The sequence below is a fragment of the Candidatus Latescibacter sp. IFSED24 genome (genome assembly GCF_058273205.1).
In genome coordinates this window covers 3,589,397-3,609,126 of the sequence record NZ_CM177850.1, presented here as the reverse complement: position 1 = coordinate 3,609,126, position 19,730 = coordinate 3,589,397, and the positions used below count along the sequence as shown (strand labels likewise).

The window sequence follows — 19,730 nt, the reverse complement described above, 5'->3', positions numbered from 1 at the left end:
GGGCGGCAAGCCGTCCGCAGGTGCCGTCGCGTGGGTCGGTTTGGGGCTGCGGAATGCGGACTCTTTTTCCGCGCGGGCAGACCGATCCGTCATCCTCGGTCTCGGCGGCTCTCGAGGGTCGATCCATCGGTGCTGTCCGGTGGGTTCAATCCCAGTTGTCCTGGCCGCCGGTCTGATCGATCTCCGGCCATACGGTCTCGCCGGCCGGCGGCGCTGCGCTCTTCGCCGTCTTCGCCGGTCGAACACGGGCGGTCGCCGGTGTCTTCGGCGTCGGGCAGCCCCATCTTCTGGCGCGCCTGCTCGAGCACCTGCAGCGTTGCTCCCGCCGGACCAGCCGAAGCGGTGATGGCCCGGCGGAGTCTGGCATTGGGTGCCAAGACGCCGCAGTAACGATGTTTGTGGACCCGCGGCGGGGTCACTAGATGCGCCAATCGATCCAGCAACTCCAGCGGGGTAAGGACCAGTTCGGTGCGGCCATCCATGGTCGGCTTGCGCAGGCTGTATACGAGTTGCTCGTCGTTCAGCCGTCCGAGTCGTTCCTGGGCCAGCGGCGGCCGGGTGCAGTACCGCACCAGGCGCTCGAATCCGTGGCGGTCCCAGTCCGGGATGTCTATCTGGCCGTCCATGCGCTCGACTCGCCCGGATACCTGCGAATATGCGGTAGGAAATCCTGGGATAATATGCGGTAGGAAATCCTGGGATGGAAAAAGGAGTATCATGGTAGCTTATGGTGGAGGCGACCCCCTAAGACCTGCGCAGTCACTGGTGGTTGAGTGGGTTATCACATGGAAACAAGTCTGGAGTGACATATGAGGACACTCGGCAATGTCTTATGGCATTTTCCGCTCTTCGGATTCGTTCAGGCCGCTCTGACCTGGATCCTCGGCTTGCTTCTCACAGTTACCGTAATTGCTGCACCAATAGGTAGGGGGCTAATGGAGTATGCGAAGTTTCTCTTCGCTCCGTTCTCGAAATCCATGGTCAGTCGCAGCGCATTGAATGAAAAGCAGAACGACGCATGGAAAGCCTACTCGACAGTCGTCACGGTTCTATATATTCCGTTCGGACTGGTTCTGGCGATCATCGCCGTTCTCCAGATTGCAGGCTTATTCGCTAGCCTCGCCGGAATTCCGCTCGCGATAGTTCTCGCGAAGTCACTAGGGACGTTTTTTAACCCCGTCAACAAGAAGTGCGTGCCACGAGCGGTAGCAATTGAGCTGGAGCGTCGCGCTTCGGCCGGCGCAATTGAGCGACACCTGTCGTCCGAGTAGCGGAAGGGAGCCGGCGTGCGGCATCCAGGTCCACCGCGGAGGCTCGGTAACGCGCGGACGCCACCCTGTCCGGTAACGCCAGCTGAGGCCGCCGTCACTGGTGCGCGCGACGATGCCGCCGGGCACGACGACCGCGACCTCACCCACCATCCAGCCGTTCTGCGCGTCGAGGAAGAAGAGGTCGCGGATCTCGGCGAGGGCGGAACCGCCGGATATGCCCGGATCTTCGGCACGCGATGAACCTCGCCTGAAGTCGCGCACCCGCCGCGATCCGAATCGACCGGATCCGCCCGTTCCCGCGTGCAGGACCCGCCCGTCTGATCTAATATGGTATTTGTCCTCTTTCACCGACCGCGCGTCGCAACGATCGGAGACCCCATGCTCTCGCCCCTCGCCCGGCGTCGCCTGCTCGCCATGCTGGTATGCTCCCTCCTCCTGCCGCTCCTATCCTGCTCCGACGACGACGGGACTCCCACGATGCCCGCTGTCAACACCCTGGATGCCTCGGGCACCATCGGCCCGGCCGGCGGCACCATCCGGTCCGAGGACGGACGCCTCGTGCTCACCGTGCCGCCCGGCGCCCTGGCTGAGGAGACGGAGATCGTCATCACCGAGGTCGCGGCAAAGGAAGAAGTCGTCGTGACCGGCGAGGGCATGGACGTCACCCACGCCCTCACCATGGAGCCGGCCGGCCTGCATTTCGACGTGGGCATCACCCTGGAGATCCGGTACGACATCACGGACGCCGGCGACGTCGACGACGATCCCGGAGTCGATTTCCAGGTGCGTCTCGAACTCGTCCTGGTCAGCGAGGACGACGAGGAGACCGAGGCCGTGCGGGTGATTCCCGAGCAGACCGTGAGCCTCGGCCCGGCCGGCAGCGAGGGTCGGCAAGAGGTCCTGCTCTTCGTCCTGCCGCGGGAACTGGTCCTCGGCGCGCCCGTGGCCGAGGTCGACGGCGAGACCGTGGCCACCACCGTGGTGGGCATGGGCGCCGAGGTGCCCGCGCAGGCGGTTGAGAACACCTCCTTCACCGCGCAGGTGATCTTCGCTTACTCCACGGCCCTCACCTTCGCCTCCGATGCCTATCTCGGGCCGGTCGCACTCGTGAACCTCCTCACGCTGCTGGAGGAAGGTGACGTCATCGATTTCCAGGCGCAGGTCGATCCCGTGGGACTGCTGAAGCAGTACGCGCTGCTCAGCTACGTGGCGGGCATCCCTGGTCCGGCCACCTGGAATCTGGCCCTGCGGACCGAGTTCGACGTCCAGGCCGCGCTCGCGTTTCCGGGCCCGCAGAATCTGCCGCTGGTCCTCGGCGCCATCCAGGTGCTGTACCAGTTCGCCCCCATCAACCTTGCCATCCTCGAGGCCACCGGCGGCCACGACGACCTGGGTCCGGGCCTCTGGTACCTGACGGCCCTGCTCGAGTCGGCCTTTCCCGTGCGCGGTCTGCCGGGATTCCCTTACAACAACACCCTGGCCGTGGGTGCCGGCAACGGCACCACCCTCTGGTCGCTTGACGCCGCCAATCCGGCCACCGCCGTCTACACCGGGTTCAACCAGCCCGCGCTCGAGATCTGGCGCTGCCTGATGATGGCCGCCGGCGACAAGGAGGCCGAACCGGGGTCCATCGCCATGGTCCAGGCCGGGCCCACCGGTGCCAGCCTCACCCAGTGGATCCCCGCCGACAACGCCTTCGGTCTGACCGGGATCCTCACCTTCCAGTCCAGCGTCACCGACCTGCAGCCTTTCGACGCCGACCCGCTTTCGGGCGGCTTCGTCTATGTGGCCAGCGCCTTTGGCGCCGTGCGTCTGCTCGAGTACAACGCGGATTCCGGCTTCTACGACATCTCCCGGCAGATCACCAGCTTCCCCGAGGCTCCCGGCACACCCTTCACCGCGGCCGTGCGCCGCGGCGCCGGCGCCGTGGTGGTCACCGAGGGTTCGCCGGGCAAGATCTACCATCACGACCTCGTCGACCTCGGCGCCCCGGCCGTGGCCATCGGCGACGCGGGCGATGCGCCGCGCCAGATCCGCACGGCCGGCGACCTGGCCTTCGTGAGCAACTTCGATTCGGACGAGCTGACGATCCTCACCTGGAGCGGATCGGGCGCGGTGAGCGTGGTCGGCTCGGTCGCGGTGGGCGATGGCCCCGTGGGGATCGACGCCCTCGAACTGCCGGGCGGGGACGTGGCCGTGGTCAGCACCGGTTTCCATGACGACACCAGCACCGTGACCATCGTCGACGCGACGGGCGCGGTGATCTCCAGCACCACCAGCAACCTGCCCGCCGGCGCGCTCGCGCCGGGGCACGCTGTGTGGCTGCGGGGCGAGGCGACGCACTACGCTGTGACCTGCAACGAGAGCGGGCACCTGGTGGTGGTGGATCCGGGACTGGACTGAGGCGGGTCCGCTCGGCGCGCCCGCTCTCGATCGACGACGCTGCGCTCTTCGCCGTCATCGCCGGTCGAACACGGCAGCGCCGCCGGCCGCCTGGCTGCCCGTTGCTGGGCGCTCTTGCTGGCGCGGATCCACGAGTGCCTGCCGCTGGTGTGCCCGCATTGTGGCGAGCCGATGCGGATCATCGCCTTCATCCTGGACCGTTCGGTGGTCGAGCGGATCCTCGAGCACGTCGGCGAGCCGACGGAGGCGCCGGCGGTGTTGCCGGCTCGGTCGCCGCCGCAGATCGGGGGACCAATCCGGCCGAGGGAATTTGAAGAGGCATGGTATAGTTGTCAGGATGCTCCGGCTGAAATGGTCGGACTCACATGAAACGGTCTCCGGAATACCTGGGGCGGTTCAATGCGTCCCTGCTCGTCGATACTCGTCGACGATTCGACGAATCCGGCGCCCCTTCAGATCGTAGACGCTCACGTCCACCATCGAGGCATGCGATAGCCCGAATCTTATCGAAATGTTAGGATTGAAAGGGTTCGGCCCGATGGACATAACGGCTCCATCGGCGGAGTTTCTCTGGGAATAGGAAATCCAACCGCATAGTCCCGCCTCCCGACGCCCCTGAAGGTGCTCAATTAGCGTGGATTGTCCCACCGCGATCATCCAGCTTCTAATCGGGAGAGGCAAACCGGGCGCCAACACCGTCGCGCGGCCTGGTTTGAGGCCGCCGAGCACGGTTTCGCGTCCCGAGCGAGCAGACCGGTCTGTCGCCGTCGGTCCAGGTCCCGGTCACGGCGGCACCCAGGGGCAGTCCCTCGGTGCTGTCCGGTGGGTTCAGTCCCAGGTGTCCTGGCCGCCGGTCTGGTCGATTTCCGACCATGCCTCCGCTCCGTCCGCAGGATCCACTTGGGCGAACGACAGTTCGGCCTGCGGCGGGCGGGGGCCCGGCCTCGGCGGCGGGTTGCCCGCGCCGGCGTCGTTGACCACCGAGCGCACCGTCTCGGCGCTGACCTCGAGGCCTTCCTCGCGCCGCAGGTCGTCGCGGATGCGGCGCACACCTCGGTCGGGGTGCATCGCACGCCGGGCGAGGATCCGTTCCTCGAGGGTGCGGCAACGAGCGTGGTGGCGGTGCGAGGACGTGCGGCGGTAGAGCCCGCGCAGACCTTCGTCATCGTACTTCTTCTGCCACTTCGAAAGCGTCACCGGGGCGACGCCGATGATGCCGGCGACCTCGCTGCGGGTCAGACCCGTCTGCAGGGCCTCGAGGGCCAGGAGCTTGATCTCGAGGGGGACGATGTGAGAGCGACGGCGGGCCTTGGGCGCCTGGTCGCCGCATGTATCTTTACGCTCGTAGGGGGTGTCTTCTTGCGCTTGAACAGTCCCATGTCGGGCCTCCTTCGCTTGACCCGGACGGTCGGCGAGGAGGGGACATGTCAACTGATTCCGAGGGAGGAGGGGGGTCAGTTATTGTTGGACGCTACACCTACCTGCTGACTTTCGATGGCATCGAGGATGCGGCGGTCACTATCGAATCGAGGTCCTGGAGCAGCGTGAAGTCTCTGCTTAATTGAGGCGACGGTTGGCCTGGCGGCCGACACGAAGCGACCGTGGTGGATTCGCGCGGCGATCGCGTTCGCGCCTCCCGGTATGGACCCGGGCGGATCAGGAGTAGTAGGATCGCGGCGCACCTCTGGAACGGAGGCCTTACCATGCCGCGCGAACCTCGTCCGCCCCTGTCGCCACTCGTCTGGCTCATGGCCGCGCTGCCCGTGGTGCTGCAACTGGCCACGGCCGGCAACTACGGCATCTTCCGCGACGAGTACTACTACCTGATGTGCGCCCAGCATCCGGCCTGGGGCTATGTCGACCATCCGCCCCTGGCCATGGTCGTGTTCTCGGGCTGGACGGCGCTATGCGGCGATTCGGTGCTGGCGATCCGGTTCCTGCCGGCGGTGCTCGGCGGACTGGTGGCTTTCGGGGCGGGTCTCCTGGCCCGCGAGATGCGTGGCAACGCGGCGGCCCAGAACCTGGCGACCGTACTGGTCGGTCTCATGCCCGGCGTGCTCGCGCTCGGTAGTTTCTACAGCATGAATGCCTTCGACCTGGTCTTCTGGATCGCCGCCGCGCTCGTGGTCTGCCGCCTCGTGGACGACGCTGACCGCCGCTGGTGGTGGATGCTGGGCGTGGTCGTCGGCCTGGGACTGCTCAACAAGTATTCCATGCTGTTCGCCGCCGTCGGCCTGGGCGTGGGTCTGATCCTCTCGCCGCGTCGCCGCGAACTCCTGTCGCGACCGGCGCTGATCGCCGCTGCCGTCGTGGTCGCACTCGGCCTGCCGCACCTCGTCTGGCAGATCACGCATGACTGGCCGACCCTTGAGTTCATCCGCAACGCTCACGACCTCAAGAACGTGGCCATGCCGCCTCACGTGTTCTGGTTCGAGCAGCTTCTCCTGGCGCACCCGGGTTTCACGCCTTTCTGGCTCGTGGGCGTAATCGGGCTGCTGGCGTCCCGGAGCCTGCGCCCCTGGCGGCCGCTGGGCGTGGCGTTCGTGCTGGTCGGCGCCTGGCTCACGATACAGCACGCCAAGCCTTACTACCTGGTGGCGGCCTATCCCATGGTGATGGCGGCCGGCGCGGTGCTCGTCACGCACTGGCTCGCTCGCTGGCGGCGCGCGGCGCGAGTGCTGGCGGTGGCGCTCCCCGTGCTGGTGGTGCTACAGGGCGCCGCCATCGCGCCGCTGGCCATCTCGGTGCTGAGCCCGCCCGGATACGTCGCCTACGAACAGACCCTCGGCCTACGGCCGCGCAACGCCGAACACAACGAGATGGGCGCGCTGCCGCAGCACTTCGCCGACCGTTTCGGCTGGCGGGAAATGGCCGAAACGGTCGCCGCGGTCCACGCCGCGCTGCCCGGGACCGACCGCGACCGTTGCCTCATCGTCACCGGCAACTACGGCGAGTGCGGCGCTCTGAACTACTGGGGGCCGGAGCTGGGCCTGCCGCCGGCGATTAGCGGCCACAACAGCTGCCATACCTGGTGGCCCGAGGAGGGCGACTGGTCGGTGGTGCTGGTCGTGGGGGAAAGCCGCGAAAACCTGGAGCGGTTTTTCGCGCGGGTGGAGGTCGGCGCCGTGCACGAGCATCCGCTGGCCGTGCCCTACGAGGGCAACCTCACGGTCTGGATCTGCCGCGAACCGCGGCAATCTTATGCCGCGTTGCGCGAGGCGGCGCGGTTCGCCATCTGATCGGAGGGCGCGGCCGCCGGAGCGGCCACGCCCCTTCCGCTCCGCTACTTGTCCTCGGCCCGGACCTGTCATTCCTCAAAACCCCATCCACAACCCGATTCCTCCCTGGGGGATAGGAAATTCAACCGCATAGTCCCGCCCCCGAGGCCCCTGAACGTGCTCGATTCGGGTAGATTGCACCGCTGTGATCATCCAGTTTCAAAGCGGGGGGCGGCAAGCCGTCCGCAGGTGCCGTCGCGTGGGTCGGCTTGGGGCTGCGGAATGCGGACTCTTTATCCGCGCGGGCAGACCGATCCGTCATCCTCGGTCTCGGCGACTCTCGAGGGTCGATCCTTCGGTGCTGTCCGGTGGGTTCAGTCCCAGGTGTCCTGGCCGCCGGTCTGGTCGATCTCCGGCCATGCCTCCGCTCTGTCCGCAGAATCCACTTGGGCGAACGACAGCTCGGCCTGCGGCGGCGCCCGGGCCGGCAGAACCGCCGGTGGGGTGATTGGTTCACAGATGTGGGTCAAGATCCGCTCGATGACCGGCGGCTCGAGGATGGAGCCTCCATGGGGGGCTCGTGACCTGGGTGTGACGGCTGATGGGGGCTGACCAAACTCAAGCCTGAGCGGGTTCGCTGGTGCGCCTGGACAACGCCCCCCTCCGCCTGTGAGGTACCCCAGAATTCGCGGTCATGGGCGTGGACCCTGCGGTTCCCTGAACGGCCCTGAGGCGTCTCCAGGGCCACTGAGGCCAACGCCGGCCTGGACACGGTGAGGTGCGTTGAATCGACAGGCGCACGGCGCTATACTGCGGGCCATCGTAACCCCCGGGGAAGGAGATCGCCCGTGTATTCTATCCACCGGAGTCCACGCCTCGCCCTGTCGCTCATCGCCATCATCTTGTTGTTCACAGCTGCGGCGGAGGCAGTGCCTGTCCATCCGAACGCCGCCAGCGGTGTCGCAGCCATGACCATCTTGGCGTCGAAGGCACGCCACGGCTTAGTGGAGCCCACGAATCTCTACGTAATGATCGGGACCGACGCCAAGATCTACTACCAGTTCTGGCCGGTCTACTCGGACGAGCCCGACGAATGGCAGTGGCTCAGGATTGACTGGCCTGTGCCGCTCACCGAGATCGCCGACTGGACCCCAAACCCGACCTTCGGGCTTTTCGATCACGATCAGACCGTGACCCTGCCAGGTGTGATCACCACGAGGTCTGGAGAGGTGTGGCGGTGGGAGATCGAATGGAAGCCCCCGGCCTGGGATGCTTCTGATGCCCCTAATGTGAAACGGGTCCACTGGGAGCAGGTCACCTGCGACCAATGCCTTCAGGAGGGAAACTGAAGCTGCCCTGGTTGCAGCTGAGTCCTCGGCACTGGCGCGAGGCTGGCGTAAGCCATGACCGTGACAGGGCCGAGGTCTCACCAGCAAGTACCTCATGGCCTCAGTAGGAGGATAGGAATTTCAACCGCATAGTCCCGCCTCCCGACGCCCCTGAAGGTGCTCAAAGCGATCAGTGCGGTGGGCGGGTGCCTTGGCGGTCGGGATTCCTATCCGCAGTCTTTACTTGAAATCCAGATTGCGGTTATTCTCTATCGCGGCGGCACCGCAAAGGTGACACGAATCGGGGAGGCTCTCCTTGGTCGGCCGAACCATCTCCCATTTCCGGATCCTCGAGAAGCTCGGCGAAGGGGGCATGGGCGTCGTCTACAAGGCGGAGGATACGGAACTGCGGTGCCTCCGCGCCCTGAAGTTCATCGCGCCCGGCTCCCGGGGTCGCGCGCAGATCGAGGCTCGTTTGGTGAACGAGGCTCGCGCTGCCGCCAACCTGCAGCATCCCAACATCTGTCCGGTTCACGAGATCGTCCAGGAAGGCGACGAGACATTCATCGCCATGTCGTTCCTCGAGGGGACGACCCTGGACCAGCGGATCGCGGGGGGCCCCTTGCCGATCCCCGAGGTCCTGGACATCACCCGGCAGATCGCCGAGGGTCTGCGAGCCGCCCATGCGAAGGGCTTCGTCCACCGCGATATCAAGCCTGGCAACATCATGATCACGCCGGAGGGGCGGCCCGTGATCATGGACTTCGGCCTCGCGCGTCACGTGGACGGGACCCGGTTGACGCAGGCCGGCGGGTTGACCGGCACCGTTTCCTATATGTCCCCGGAGCAGACACGGGGCGGCGCCGTGGACCACCGGAGCGACCTGTGGTCCCTCGGCGTGATCCTCTACGAGATGATCACGGGACGACAACCGTTCGAGGCCGACCACGAGTTGGCCATGCTGTATGCGATCAACCACGTTCAGCCGCCGCGCCTGACTTCGCTGCGACCCGACGCGCCGATGGAGCTGGAGGCCCTGGTCGAGGACTTGATGACCAAGCGGCCGGAGAACCGGATCACGGACGCGGATCAGGTCCTGCAGAGGCTGCAGGCGGTCGGCGAGTCGCTCGAGCACGGACTGGCCAAGACCACCCTGATCTACAGCCTCCGGCGTTACGGCCGCCGTCATCTGCCGCTGGCCTGGCTGGCCGCAGCGGGCGCGGCGGCGATCGCCGTCGCCCTCGTCGCGACCCTGTGGCGTCCCGGTCCGATCGGTGGCGGTCAGGCCGTCGGCACCATCGCGGTCATGCCGCTAGAGGACCTCTCCGGTCAGCCGGGCCAGGAGTACTTCGTCGACGGCATCGCCGACGAACTGGTCACGGGACTGTCGAAGATCAGCGCGCTGACCGTGGTCTCGCGCAACGCGTCGCGAAAGGCGCGGGAACAGTTCGACACGTCGGCCGAGATCGGCCGCCAGCTTGGCGCCGAAGCGCTCCTCGAGGGATCGGTCCAGCGCCTCGGCGACCGGGTGCGGGTGGCGGCGCAACTCGTGATGGCCGCGACCGATCAGGTTCTCTGGGCCGAGAGCTACGAGCGCGATCTGAGGGATATCTTCTCCCTGCAGAGCGAGGTCGCGCGATCCATCGCCGGCGCGGTGCAGGCCAAGTTGACCTCCGTGGAGGAGGTCCGCCTCGCGGAGACGCACAGCGTTTCACCCGACGCCTACGTGGCATACCTTCTGGGCAAGCACTACCAGCAGCAGATGGTCTCGGACGCGCTGCGCACCGCCATCACCCACTACGAGCGCGCGATCGAGATCGATCCCCGGTTCGCCGACGCCTACCTCCATCTCGGCAGTTCGCTGCACCAGCTGCAGCAGATGGCGGCGCTGCCCGCAGCGGCGGTGAACGACCGGTGGCGGCAAGCAGTCAGGCGCGCCCTGGAACTGGCGCCCAACAGCGCCGAGGCACACAACGCGCTCGGCGACCTGGTCTGGAACGCCGACTTCGACCTCGTCGGCGCCGAGCCTCATTTCCAGCGCGCGCACCAGATCAACCCGAACCTGGGTTCGTTGGCCTACGCGCAGTATCTCAACCTGCGTGGTCGCAACGAGGAGGCGCTCGCCGAGGCCCTGCTGGCCACCAAGAAGGATCCCCTGAACACGTTCCTGTTGGCCAACCTCGCCGGTCGCTACGAAATCCTGGGGCAATACGAGGAGGCGCAGACGACGTTGGATCGCGCCTTCGCGATGGCAGGCGACCACTGGGTCTCGCGCTGGATACTCGGCAAGATCCGCGCCGGCACGGGCGATCTGGACGGCGCCATCGCCGAGTTGACGGCCGCGGACTCGATGCTCGCACTCGGCGGCGGCGATCCCGAGATCCTGCCCGATCTCGCGTCAGTCTACGCCATGGCCGGCCGCAACGACGAGGCCGAGGCGATCCTGGCCGACCTGCGGAAGCGCGACGAGCAGGCGTACGTCCCGCCGATGTTCTTCGCGGTCGTCCTCGCGGCGCTCGACCGACCGGACGACGCGATGGTTGCTCTCGAGCAGGCCTACGAGGAGCGGGACTGGCGCGTCTTCTGGATGCGCTGGTACGATTCGCTCGCGAAGTTCTGGCCGAGACCGGAGATGGTCGACCTGGCGCGACGTCTCGGCTTGCCGACCAGTTGACGGGGTCGAAACGATGGACCGGATGATCGAGCGTTCGCGGACGGCCGCAAACGAGCTCCAGACCGCGGTCGCGAGCTGGCTCGCAGGTCAGCGCATGCCGCTGGCAAACGCCCTGGCAATCAGGCTGGCGGCCGAAGAGTTGTTCGTCAACCAGGTGGAGCACGGCCGGGGCGGCGGGCCGGAGATCCGCGTCGAGCTGAGCCGGACGGAACGCGGAGTCCAGCTCAGGTTGACCGACTACGAAGCGGCGCCATTCGATCCGCAAGCGTCACCGCCGACGGATCACGCGGGCTCGCCGGAGGCGATAACAGGTCGTGGGCTCGGCTTGAGGCTGGTCCGCAAGGTCGTCGACGAGTTGCGCTTCGAGCACGACGGCCGCGACCTAACCATCACGGTCGTCAAGAAGCTGGAGGACACCGTGTTCGAGATCAGGCGCGAGCAAGAGGACAAGATCGTGATTTGCGGCCAGTTCGGCGTCGTCCAAGTCGACAGCGCCCGGCCGGTCCTGATGTCGATCACAACGAACTGCGAAATCGACTGCTCGCAGCTCGAGTACATTTCCAGCGCCGGTTTCGGGCTGCTGATCGCGACCCAACGCCGCCTGCGCGACGATGGGCACGGGTTACGGATCACCGGCCTCAGTCCGTACCTGCGCGAGCTTTTCACCATCGCCGGGTTCGACCACATCCTCGAGATCGAGTGACGGAAGAGGAACGGAGCGATCTGCCGCCCTCCAACATTTCTCACGGCCTCGGGTAGTTATGACTGACATCGATCTACCGATCATCGAACGCGTCAGGCAAGGAGAGCGGAGGGCCTTTGCCGTGATCATCCAGCGCTACGACGGACCTCTCTTCACGGCGGCGCTTCGGATCGTCGGCGACCACGACGATGCCCGCGATGTCACGCAGGCCGCCTTCGTCAAGGCCTACGAGAAGCTCGACCATTTCGACTCGCGCCACCGGTTCTTCAGCTGGCTCTACCGCATCGCGGTCAACGAGGCGCTCGACCACGTCGCCCGGCGGAAACGGTACCGGCCGCTGGATTCCGACGTCGTCAGCCACCGCCCCGGCCCCGAAGACGAATACGCCAGCGCCGAGAAGGGCCGTATCCTCCAGCTCGGGTTGAGCCGGCTGTCGCTGGACCAGCGCGTGGTGATCATCCTTAAGCACCTGCTCTTCCTCTCCTACCGCGAGATCGGCGAGATCCTGGACATCGAGGAGGATGTGGTCAAATCCCGCCTCTACACGGCCCGCCAGGCTCTGAAGCGGGAGCTCGCCCGGGAGGGATATCCATGACGATTCCCCGGCGATTGCTCGATCTGATGAACGGTGAGATCGACGCGGTCAACACGCCGGCCGAGTCCGCGGAGCTGGCGGACTATCTGGCCGAAAACCCGGAGGCGGCACAGTATTTCGCGGATCTGCGGGCCGGCTTGCAGCTCCTCGACGAGGTCGGCCCGGCCATCCCGCCGGCGGATCTCGAGGCCGACGTGATGTCCGTGATCGACCCGGCGAACGCGCCGGAGTCACGCCGACGGTTCGACGGCGTGGTGCTCGGCGCGCTCCGTGAACTGCTGAGGCCCGCGCCCGGGCTCGCGTTCGTCGCCGGGTTGCTGGCCGGAGCGGTGATCCTGACGGCCATCGAGAGTGGGGAACGCCCCCGCGGAGACGTCTTCGGAACCGTCGGAGCCAGCGATTCCCGCGCGGACGTCTTGCCGGTACCCCTCGAACTGGTCGGGTCCGGGATCGCCGTCGTCGGGGACGTGCAATTCGCGGCCGACGCCGTCAGGATCCGTCTCGAGCTCGATGCACCGCGGGACGCCGCCCTCGCACTGGGGTTCGACGAGCAGCTGACTTGCGATGGCTATCTGGTCACGGGCACGGGAGAGGGCAAGGTCCTCGCGGCGCCGGGCCGGTTGAACGTCCAGGCCCGGGGTCGCGTCACGCTGCAGGTCCTGCTCGACCGACCTCCGGGAGCCGGGGCCGTGCTTCACCTGCAGATCCTGCGCGGCGGCGAGGTCGTCGGCGAGCAGCGCCTTGCGCCGCCGTCGGCGGACGACTGACCGGTGATGGGCGTCGACGCGATCCACCTGCTCGTGTCCTTCACACCGGCGATTTTCCTGCTTGCGGCGCTGCTCTGCCTCGACAGCTTCAAGCTCGTGCGGGGGCGCACCGTCGGGATCGCGCTGGTCGCCGGCGGGGTCTCGCTGGCCGCCACGTTCGTCGTGAACCGGACGATCTTCCGGGTCACCGGCCTCGATCCGCTGGTCTTTGCCCGCTACGTGGCGCCGGTTCTCGAGGAGGCTGCCAAGGCCGTCTTGCCGGTGGTGCTGGTCCGGCGCCGGTTGATCGGCTTCGGCATCGAGGCGGCGATCCTCGGCTTCGCGGTCGGCGTCGGGTTCGGCTTGCTGGAAAACCTCTGGTACCTGCATCAGCAACCCCTGGCCGGACCGGGGATCTGGATCCTGCGCGGCTGCGGCACGGCCATCATGCACGGCGGTACGACGGCGATCTTCGCCGTCGTCTCCCAGGAGCGCTTCGCCCGCGGCGCCCGGCTACCGTTTCTGCCGGGCCTGGCCATCGCGGTCATCTTGCACTCGCTGTTCAACCACTTCATCGGGTCGGAAGCGCTGACCGTGCTCGTCGTGATCATCGTCCTGCCCGTGACCCTGGCCCTGGTCTTTCGCCGCAGCGAGCGCGCCACCGCGGAGTGGATCGGCACCGGCTTCGACACCACCGCCCAGATGCTGGCTCTCTTCCACCACGGTGCCGTTTCGCAGACGCCCGTCGGCGCGTATCTGGGCGCGCTGCGGCGACGGTTCTCGCCGGAGGTTGTCGCCGACATGTACTGCCTGCTGCGGCTCGACGTGGTGCTTGCGATCCAGGTCAAGGGCATGCTACTGATGCGCAAGAACGGATTCCGGGTCCCGCCGGCCGCCGACACCCGGGAACGCCTGGAAGAATACGACCGTCTCGAGCGCAGGATCGGACCGACCGGCCGGCTCGCCCTGCGCCCATTGCTGCGCCCTCACCGCTTGCGGCGGTGGCGGTCCGCGATGCTCCGCCAGGGTTGACGCCCGTTCCGGATGGAAGTCGCCGTGCGCTCCGACTCCGGCCCCGACCGTGAAGATCTCCGCGACGAGAATCGCCGGCTGCGGCGTGCGGTCGACGAGCTGACGATGCTCAACAAGCTCGCTCGGACCATCGGCGCCGCCGGCAGCGCCGACGAGGTGGTCACGGCCATCGTCGGTCGGGCGCGGCGGGCGGTGTCCGCCGAGCAGATGGTGGTGAGCCTGCTGGACCGCGACGGTCGCACTCCGGCGAAGACCCTAGTGCGCGTCATGTCCGGCGAGGGCCGGGCCATCCACCTCTCCGAGGCACTGCTTGGCCGCATGCTGCACGACCCGGCCCCGCTGCGCACGGCCGACGCCGGCGACGATGCGCGGCTCGCCGGCGTGCCCCTGCCCGACGGTTTGCGCACCCTGCTCTGCGTCCCGCTGCTGGTGAAGGACCGGCTGGTGGGCATCGTGGCCGCCTGCAACCGCAAGGACGGCCGCCCGTTCGATGCCGACGACGAACGGATCCTGGCCATCATCGCCGCCCAGTCGGCCCAGGTGGTGGAGAACGCCCGGCTGGCCGAGGAGGAACGCACCCTGGCGGTGCTGCGGCGGGACCTGGAGATGGCGCGCCAGATCCAGACGGAATTGCTGCCCGACACGGCCCCGGCGGTGCCGGGCTACGAGGTGGCGGCCCTGAACCGACCCGCCGAGACGGTCGGAGGCGACTTTTACGACTTCCACCTGCTGGCGGACGGTCGGCTGGTGTTCTGGCTGGGCGACGTCTCGGGCAAGGGCATACCGGCGGCGCTGCTCATGGCCAGCCTGCAGGCCACGTTGCGCGGGCTGGCGCTGTCGGGCCTGGCGCCCGCCGACTGCCTGACCCGGGCGAACCGGTTGCTTTTCGAGTCGACGGCGCCGGAACGGTTCGCGAGCCTGTACATGGGGCGGCTGGATCCCCGGACCCACGAACTGGAGTTCGCGAACGCGGGGCACTGGCCGCCGGTGATCGTGCACGGCGCTTCGTCGGTCGAGGTTCAATCTGCACGGGCGGGTGACCCGGTTCTGGGGGCTCTCCAGGACTTCACGTATCGCCAGGGCACGACGGTCTGCGAGGTCGGTGAAATCACGGTCGTCCTCACGGACGGCGCCATCGAGGCGGTCGGCCGCGACGGCGAACAGATCCGTGGCGACACGCTCCTGGCCAGACTGGTCGCGGCGTGGCGGAACGCGCGGCCGGCGATCACGAACACCGCGATCGCCGAGATCGTCGACGGCTTGATCGGCGGCCCACTCCAGGACGACCTCACCATCCTCGTGCTGGCGCGATCTCGATGAACGGCGGGTCGTATCGAACGTACGCCCGGTACGGCCCGTCGCTGCATCACATCCGTCCTATTGCAGCTGAATCCCCCCGTTGTTTTTCAGTTCGATGCTGCCACCCTGGATCGTGATCTCGGGTTCGCGCCCGTTGTGGATGGTGTAGAGCCTGGTCGGCGTGCCGGGGTAGCTAAGGTAGCTCAGGACCCCTCCGGTGGCGCTGACCCCCGTGACCTGCACCCCGGGCAAGAACTGGATGTTCCACCCTGGTTGATGGGTCGCGTTCGCACCGGTCACGTCGCGATCGTAGTAGATGTATGGATATCCACCGTCAACGGAATGATCTCCATCCGCAATGGTCTCCCCCTCGTTGCAGAACGGCCGGATGTGCCGAATGAGGTTCTCAGCCGCCGTGACCTGGCTCCCATAGAGCTCGTCGAGCGTGTACCAGTAGTTGCACGGATACTCCCAGCACTCGACGTCGGGCCCCCAGCCGTAGTTCATGTGGTACTGCCGGATGCTGCCGCCGAAGAGTCGATATCCGTCCAGGACCATGGAGTGCCCCTGGATCAGCCAGCTCGTCGAGATCGCGTACTGGAGGGGGCGGTTGGCGTCGAGGTCATTGACGATCATGTTCCACCATTCGCTCGACGACGTAACGTCGCGCAGTTCCCAGTCGGTGTTCCCGTGATAGAGGAAGGCGTTGATGTAGGCGTCGCGCATGTCGTCGCCCGGTACGCCGCCCATGAAGGCCCAGGTTTCGTCGCATCCGTAATGGGCGCCCGCCTCGCTGCCGATGTTACGGCAGAGTCGCGAGACCTCCTCGATCTCGCTGCTCGGCGAACTCCCGGACAGGGTCTGCGGCATCAGGGTCCAGTCGTACTCGGGAATGGCGTGGCCGTTACGCGCAGGCGGCCAGGACCAGTAGCGCATGATCTGCGCAGCCGCCGTGGGCACGCACCCCACAAGAGTCCGGCCCTCGGGATCGTCGGAGCAGCCGTTGGCCGGACAGTTTGCGTTGTACGGGTAGTCCTGCTCCCACTCGGTTTCCAGCATCACGCCGCCTTCTTGGTAGTCGGTCCTCGCGATCGCCAGGTGGCCGCTCTCCGTGCCGAGCGCCCGCCAGGCGTCGCGGCAGTCCACCTCCAAGATGTCGCTGACGGCATCGATCGAGGCCGCGTCGAGGGACGTGCCCAGGCGGTACTCCGCCTCGGCGATGATGTCGTGCATCTTCATCTTGAGGATCCCCGGGATCCCGGTCTCCGTCGATGCCGTGATGCTCGTGGTCTCCGAGTAAGCCCGCACCGGAGCTAGCCCGCGGTAGGCCGAGACCGCAATAAAACCGTGAGGCTCGACCGCGCAAAGGTAGCCGACCGTACGGCCGTCCGTGATCATCGGTTCGCTGCTCGTAACGAACGCTCCCGGCCGATCCCCCCAGGCACCGGTCATCCGGATGACCAGATTGATCCACTCGCCAGCGATGCCCTCTGCCTCCTCCGAGGTCACGGGTTGAGCATGGGCGGTTCCGGCCAGCATCCCGAGGCTCCAGAGAGCGAACAGGATTCGCAGGGTTGTTGTTCGCATGTCGGAACCTCCCTTCACTGCAGGGTGATCATGACCAGGATCTTGTCTTTCCGGCCGCGCGGGAGCGCCTCCATGGCCTTGCCCAGCACGGCGCCCTGGGACCGCTGCCAGTCCACGGCCTTGCGGGCGTAACCGGCCACGTCCGAGGTCGTCAGGAGGTCGCCCGCTGCGATGTCGTGGTCGGGGTCGAAGACCTTGCAGTAGATGCGCCCGGCCAGGGCGATGTTGCAGTCGAATTCGTCGCCGCCGAGGGTGACGCCGGAGCCGAGGCCGTTGGCGCCCGCGACGACGCCGGCGACCTTTCGGTCGTAAGCGACACGGCAGACGGCAAGCTCGCCGGGATGATACGGATCGAGCGCCATGACGGTGCCCGATTCGATCTCCACGTCTGCGACCACATTGAACCCCTCGGCGTAGTCAAGTCCGCTGTCCAGCCTGATGGCGAGGTCGCCTTCGCGGGAGTAGATATTGACGTCACCATAGAAGCTCGCGGCGTGGCTGGTCCCGGATGCCCGCAGGCCGACGCCGGACAGGCCGTTCGCCTCGAACCAGCCGCCATAGTGGGGAGCCGGCATCCATCCGTCGTAGGTGGAACTACCGAAGACGCCGATGTTCCGCATTCCGGTCGTAACACCCTCGATTGCACGGACGTTGTTGCCGTCGGCCTCGCCGCGGACACCGACAGGACCGCTCCCGAATACGCCCGGGGCCCCGATGCCGGCCACGCCTGGGCCGAGGCTCGACTCGAAATGGCCACCGGTGGGCAACTCGTTGGGGTTGATGTACGACCCGTCATAGGTGTTGCGGACCGTGAGCGCATAGCCGGAGGTGGCCGACTCTGCCTCGAACGGAAGTTCCAGCCCGCCCCCCGCGGACGTCTGCACCGAACCGTCCGCGAACTTCACGCCGCCCGACAGCAGGTGAAGGCTGCCGTCGACGGTGAGCTTCTCGTCCGGGTCGGCCACGTGGACGCCCACGTTGCCGGTGTCCTTGTCGATGCGGAACGTCTCCTGCCAGCCCGCGCCGTTGTCGGCGAAGATGGCCAGGTCGTTGCCGCTGGTCACCCGCGGCGCGCTGAGCAGCCAGGCGTTGCTTCCATCGCCGTTCTGGAAGGTGATGTCGCCGTTGTACTCGCCAGTGGTCGAGGCACGAAAGATCGCCACGGAATGCGACGCGGCGGCACCGCGCAGGACGTCGAGCCGGCCGAGGGACTGGATCGCGATCCCGCCGCCCGTGTTCTCGGCCTTCAGGCCGATGGCGGTGTAGCTGGGGACGACGGCGTGGACACCGGTCCCCCATTCGCCGCTGCAGACGAACCGGCCGCCCACGCCGGCGTTCTCGGAGGTCGATTCTCCCCACACGCCGTAGCCGTGGCCGCCGTAGCCGATGAACTTGCCGCCGATGTTCCAGGCGTCCGCGGCGGTGTTGCCGGCCTGGCCGATGACGCCGATGCCGCTGCGGCCCGCGGCCTTGAACGAACCGCCGAAGTTGGTGGCCGCTCCCGTGTAGGTGGCGTAGGACCCGACGCCCCGTCCGTTGGGGCTGGCGGAGCTGAAGAAGGCGCCCCAGGTGTCGTTGGTCACGGTGTCGGTGTTCGTCACGCGGAAGGCCGTGCCGGGATACTCCACCGTCCCGCTGTAGGGCAACGTGAGCCCGCTGCCGCCTCCGCTCAGCGCCACGTCGGCCACGGCCGCGTGCAGGGCGAAGGGCGACGATGTCAGGCGGAGCCTCGGTTCCATCTCGCTGTCGGCGCCGATGGTGATCCCGAGCCAGCGGTCGGGCGATTCGGTGAGAGACGATTCGATGGGGGTCTCATCGCCCAGCAGCACCGAGAACAGGCCGTTGACGAAGATAACTGGGTCCTGGGTCTCCTCCCAGACCACGGACCCTCCGTTCTCGGCGTCGTAGACCCGGAAAGTGACGGCGAATTCGCCGTTGAGCGGCTGGTTGCCATCGCCGAAGACGGTGCCCTGGTAGTTGATGAGCTGGGGGACCCCGGCCCGCACCGTCGCCGCAAGCAGGACGATCGCGCAGATCGCCGCCATCCTGGAATATTTTGACATGATCGACCCCTCTCACTTGACGAGCGTCAGTTTCTTCACGCTCTGGTAGTCGACGGTGACGAGACGGCAGAAATAGACGCCCGATGACGCCTGCCGTCCCGCGTCGTCCCTTCCGTTCCAGGTCACCGCGTGGATCCCCGAGAGAACGGTCTCGTCGAGTAGCGTGCGGACGCGACGCCCCTGGAGGTCGTAAATCGTCAGGCTGGCGCGCGTGGTGCGGTGGACCGAGAAGACGATCTCAGTCACCGGGTTGAAGGGATTAGGGTGGTTCTGGAACAGGGCGTCCACCGGTTGGGGGACGTCGGGCGCGTCCACGGTGACCTGGAGTTCGACGGGCCAGTAGCCGCTCGCCGCGACGTGGTTGGCCGACTGCGACGTTCCGATGGGCTGGGGCTGCCCCAGCGTCCCCGAGTGCGCGTAAGAGGGCGACGACGCCCGGCCGGATGCGGCGGCCAGCGTGTTCGCCAGCAGCGTGAGGTTGGCGCGTCCCTCGCCGGCGGCCTCGATGTCCGGCGAGTCGAGAGACAGGATCACGAGGCTGCCGAGTAGGACCAAACCGGCGAGCGGGCGTGTGAATTTCGAGTTCATGCCTTATCTCCTTTCCGCGTGCCGGTCGCTGCGCCGGCCGCCAGGGCCGTCGTCCGGCGCCGGATCGTCCACGATCTCCGTCGTCCATTCGCGGCCGACCGCGGGTGCCGACGCCAGGAAGGCAAGTTCCATGACGAGCCAGCGCATCCCGCCTTTCCACGCATTGATCTGCATCTCCGCCTCCTCTTAGGGCGAGGCGACCGTCGCCTGGATCGGGCCGCGG

Annotated in this window: 16 protein-coding genes; 10 read left to right on the top strand and 6 right to left on the bottom strand. The window is 67.0% G+C overall.

The window, feature by feature from the left end:
• Positions 1–89 precede the first annotated feature (89 nt).
• On the bottom strand, positions 90–626 hold the full coding sequence (locus IFSED24_RS14610; RefSeq protein ID WP_491332211.1) for a transposase: 537 nt from the start codon (positions 624–626) through the stop codon (positions 90–92).
• 183 nt (positions 627–809) lie between these two features.
• On the opposite strand from IFSED24_RS14610, the gene IFSED24_RS14605 reads away from it, so the two are divergent.
• On the top strand, positions 810–1,271 hold the full coding sequence (locus IFSED24_RS14605) for a YccF domain-containing protein (RefSeq protein WP_491332210.1): 462 nt from the start codon (positions 810–812) through the stop codon (positions 1,269–1,271).
• A 378-nt stretch (positions 1,272–1,649) separates the two neighbouring features.
• Entirely contained in the window at positions 1,650–3,674 is a 2,025-nt protein-coding gene (locus tag IFSED24_RS14600) for a hypothetical protein (protein WP_491332209.1), read from the top strand.
• An 828-nt stretch (positions 3,675–4,502) separates the two neighbouring features.
• Here the strand turns inward: IFSED24_RS14600 and IFSED24_RS14595 are convergent.
• Complete coding sequence (locus tag IFSED24_RS14595; RefSeq protein WP_491332208.1) at positions 4,503–5,105, bottom strand: helix-turn-helix domain-containing protein; 603 nt, start codon at positions 5,103–5,105, stop codon at positions 4,503–4,505.
• Between the two features lie 272 nt (positions 5,106–5,377).
• Here IFSED24_RS14595 and IFSED24_RS14590 point away from each other — a divergent pair, with 272 nt between their 5' ends.
• From IFSED24_RS14590 to IFSED24_RS14555, 8 genes are all read left to right on the top strand, one after another.
• The gene (locus tag IFSED24_RS14590; RefSeq protein ID WP_491332207.1) at positions 5,378–6,913 is read left to right on the top strand and encodes an ArnT family glycosyltransferase; all 1,536 of its coding nucleotides are present in this window, start codon (positions 5,378–5,380) and stop codon (positions 6,911–6,913) included.
• An 827-nt stretch (positions 6,914–7,740) separates the two neighbouring features.
• Positions 7,741–8,241 (top strand): hypothetical protein, encoded by a 501-nt coding sequence (locus IFSED24_RS14585; protein ID WP_491332206.1) that lies wholly within the window; start codon positions 7,741–7,743, stop codon positions 8,239–8,241.
• Between the two features lie 295 nt (positions 8,242–8,536).
• Positions 8,537–10,894, top strand: coding sequence for a protein kinase domain-containing protein (locus tag IFSED24_RS14580; protein ID WP_491332205.1), 2,358 nt, complete (start codon positions 8,537–8,539; stop codon positions 10,892–10,894).
• A gap of 22 nt (positions 10,895–10,916) precedes the next feature.
• Positions 10,917–11,597, top strand: a complete 681-nt coding sequence (locus tag IFSED24_RS14575) for an ATP-binding protein (protein WP_491332204.1) — start codon at positions 10,917–10,919, stop codon at positions 11,595–11,597.
• Positions 11,506–12,192 carry an RNA polymerase sigma factor gene (locus IFSED24_RS14570; protein WP_491332203.1) on the top strand — a complete coding sequence of 229 codons (687 nt, stop codon included), beginning with the start codon at positions 11,506–11,508 and terminating at the stop codon, positions 12,190–12,192. The genes IFSED24_RS14575 and IFSED24_RS14570 overlap by 92 nt, the downstream gene beginning before the upstream one ends.
• The gene (locus IFSED24_RS14565; protein ID WP_491332202.1) at positions 12,189–12,959 is read left to right on the top strand and encodes an anti-sigma factor; all 771 of its coding nucleotides are present in this window, start codon (positions 12,189–12,191) and stop codon (positions 12,957–12,959) included. The genes IFSED24_RS14570 and IFSED24_RS14565 overlap by 4 nt, the downstream gene beginning before the upstream one ends.
• Before the next feature lie 6 nt (positions 12,960–12,965).
• A complete protein-coding gene (locus tag IFSED24_RS14560) occupies positions 12,966–13,970 on the top strand; it encodes a PrsW family glutamic-type intramembrane protease (protein WP_491335064.1) in 1,005 nt (334 codons plus the stop codon).
• 24 nt (positions 13,971–13,994) lie between these two features.
• Complete coding sequence (locus tag IFSED24_RS14555) at positions 13,995–15,290, top strand: PP2C family protein-serine/threonine phosphatase (protein ID WP_491332201.1); 1,296 nt, start codon at positions 13,995–13,997, stop codon at positions 15,288–15,290.
• Between the two features lie 57 nt (positions 15,291–15,347).
• Here IFSED24_RS14555 and IFSED24_RS14550 read toward each other — a convergent pair whose 3' ends face one another.
• From IFSED24_RS14550 to IFSED24_RS14535, 4 genes are read right to left on the bottom strand one after another with little or no spacing between them, the layout of a single operon-like run.
• Positions 15,348–16,856: a C10 family peptidase gene (locus tag IFSED24_RS14550; RefSeq protein WP_491332200.1), complete on the bottom strand. Its 1,509-nt coding sequence runs from the start codon at positions 16,854–16,856 to the stop codon at positions 15,348–15,350.
• Positions 16,857–16,870: 14 nt separating this feature from the next.
• The gene (locus IFSED24_RS14545; protein ID WP_491332199.1) at positions 16,871–18,919 is read right to left on the bottom strand and encodes a DUF8740 domain-containing protein; all 2,049 of its coding nucleotides are present in this window, start codon (positions 18,917–18,919) and stop codon (positions 16,871–16,873) included.
• Between the two features lie 12 nt (positions 18,920–18,931).
• Positions 18,932–19,507 carry a T9SS type A sorting domain-containing protein gene (locus tag IFSED24_RS14540; protein ID WP_491332198.1) on the bottom strand — a complete coding sequence of 192 codons (576 nt, stop codon included), beginning with the start codon at positions 19,505–19,507 and terminating at the stop codon, positions 18,932–18,934.
• 3 nt (positions 19,508–19,510) lie between these two features.
• Complete coding sequence (locus tag IFSED24_RS14535; protein ID WP_491332197.1) at positions 19,511–19,681, bottom strand: hypothetical protein; 171 nt, start codon at positions 19,679–19,681, stop codon at positions 19,511–19,513.
• Positions 19,682–19,730: the final 49 nt, after the last annotated feature.

What these genes read in the sequence shown, in the direction of transcription:
- IFSED24_RS14565 (WP_491332202.1), top strand. Translation starts at nt 12,189, where the DNA reads ATGACGATTCCCCGGCGATTGCTCGATCTGATGAACGGTGAGATCGAC.
- IFSED24_RS14560 (WP_491335064.1), top strand. Translation starts at nt 12,966, where the DNA reads ATGGGCGTCGACGCGATCCACCTGCTCGTGTCCTTCACACCGGCGATT.
- IFSED24_RS14545 (WP_491332199.1), bottom strand. Translation starts at nt 18,919, where the DNA reads ATGTCAAAATATTCCAGGATGGCGGCGATCTGCGCGATCGTCCTGCTT.
- IFSED24_RS14550 (WP_491332200.1), bottom strand. Translation starts at nt 16,856, where the DNA reads ATGCGAACAACAACCCTGCGAATCCTGTTCGCTCTCTGGAGCCTCGGG.
- IFSED24_RS14540 (WP_491332198.1), bottom strand. Translation starts at nt 19,507, where the DNA reads ATGAACTCGAAATTCACACGCCCGCTCGCCGGTTTGGTCCTACTCGGC.
- IFSED24_RS14575 (WP_491332204.1), top strand. Translation starts at nt 10,917, where the DNA reads ATGATCGAGCGTTCGCGGACGGCCGCAAACGAGCTCCAGACCGCGGTC.
- IFSED24_RS14590 (WP_491332207.1), top strand. Translation starts at nt 5,378, where the DNA reads ATGCCGCGCGAACCTCGTCCGCCCCTGTCGCCACTCGTCTGGCTCATG.
- IFSED24_RS14600 (WP_491332209.1), top strand. Translation starts at nt 1,650, where the DNA reads ATGCTCTCGCCCCTCGCCCGGCGTCGCCTGCTCGCCATGCTGGTATGC.
- IFSED24_RS14535 (WP_491332197.1), bottom strand. Translation starts at nt 19,681, where the DNA reads ATGCAGATCAATGCGTGGAAAGGCGGGATGCGCTGGCTCGTCATGGAA.
- IFSED24_RS14605 (WP_491332210.1), top strand. Translation starts at nt 810, where the DNA reads ATGAGGACACTCGGCAATGTCTTATGGCATTTTCCGCTCTTCGGATTC.
- IFSED24_RS14610 (WP_491332211.1), bottom strand. Translation starts at nt 626, where the DNA reads ATGGACGGCCAGATAGACATCCCGGACTGGGACCGCCACGGATTCGAG.
- IFSED24_RS14570 (WP_491332203.1), top strand. Translation starts at nt 11,506, where the DNA reads ATGGGCACGGGTTACGGATCACCGGCCTCAGTCCGTACCTGCGCGAGC.